A 1,137-nucleotide genomic window follows, 5' to 3' on the forward strand; every position below is an offset into this window, starting at 1 on the left:
GGAGAGCGAGACCGAGGAGGAGAGCGAGACCGAGGAGGAGGCCGAGGAGTAGGCCAGCCACGAGGCCGGGCTATCGGCCCGGGAGAGGCGCCGCCCGCCCCGGGCGGCCATCCGAACGGCGGGCCGCGGCCCGCCGTTCGGCGTTGGGGGCCGGGACGACCCGCTGGCGCGCGGGTATACTGCCCCGACAGGCGATTACCGATAGGTTGGGGCGGCACCACCCGCCCCGACCCAGGACGAGCAGAGGAGCAGGTCGTGATCGAAGGGGTCAAGCACATCGTTGCCGTGGCGTCCGGCAAGGGCGGCGTGGGCAAGTCCACCGTCACCGTCAACCTGGCGCTGGCCATGGCCGCCGAGGGCTATCGGGTCGGCGTCCTGGATGCCGATATCCACGGCCCCAGCCAGGCCCAGATGCTGGGGGTGGGCGAGGGGGTGCGGCCCCGGGCGGCCGGCGAGAACCGCATGCATCCGCTCGAGGCTCACGGTCTCCAGGCGATGTCCATGGCCTTCATGGTCGATATTCGCGAGCCCATGGTGTGGCGGGGCCCCATGGTGGCCGGTGCCTTCCAGCAGCTGCTGTCCCAGACGCTGTGGGACGACCTCGACTTCCTGTTCATCGACATGCCTCCGGGCACCGGCGACATCCAGCTGACCCTGGCCCAGAAGGTACCGGTCGATGGCGCGGTGATCGTCACCACCCCCCAGGACATCGCCCTGCTCGATGCCCGCAAGGGGATCGAGATGTTCCGCAAGGTCAAGGTGCCGGTGCTGGGGGTGGTGGAGAACATGAGCCTGCACGTCTGTTCGAACTGTGGCCACGCCGAGCCGATCTTCGGCGAGGGTGGCGGCGAGCGCATCGCGGCGGAATACCAGGCCCGCCTGCTGGGGCGCCTGCCCCTGGCGCTCTCCATCCGTGAGCAGGTCGACGGCGGTCGCCCCACGGTGGTGGCCGAGCCGGACGGCGAGGTGACGGCCACCTTCCGCGACATGGCCCGCCAGGTGGCCGAGCAGGTGCGGGGCCAGCAGGCCGCCGAGGGGCCCAGCATCTCCTTCAGCGACGATTGACGGGTGGATGACGCTCACCCCCGGGGCCGCTATCATGGCGGCCCCGGTTCTCTCATGCCCCTTCCTTTTCAA

Annotated in this window: 1 protein-coding gene; it reads left to right on the plus strand. The window is 70.5% G+C overall.

Going from position 1 to position 1,137, the window contains the following annotated elements; translation table 11 throughout:
• Positions 1-201: 201 nt before the first annotated feature.
• Entirely contained in the window at positions 202-1,065 is an 864-nt protein-coding gene (gene apbC / locus J5F18_RS09270) for an iron-sulfur cluster carrier protein ApbC (RefSeq protein WP_346302207.1), read from the plus strand.
• Positions 1,066-1,137: the final 72 nt, after the last annotated feature.

It is taken from the genome of Halomonas sp. BM-2019 (assembly GCF_017584085.1).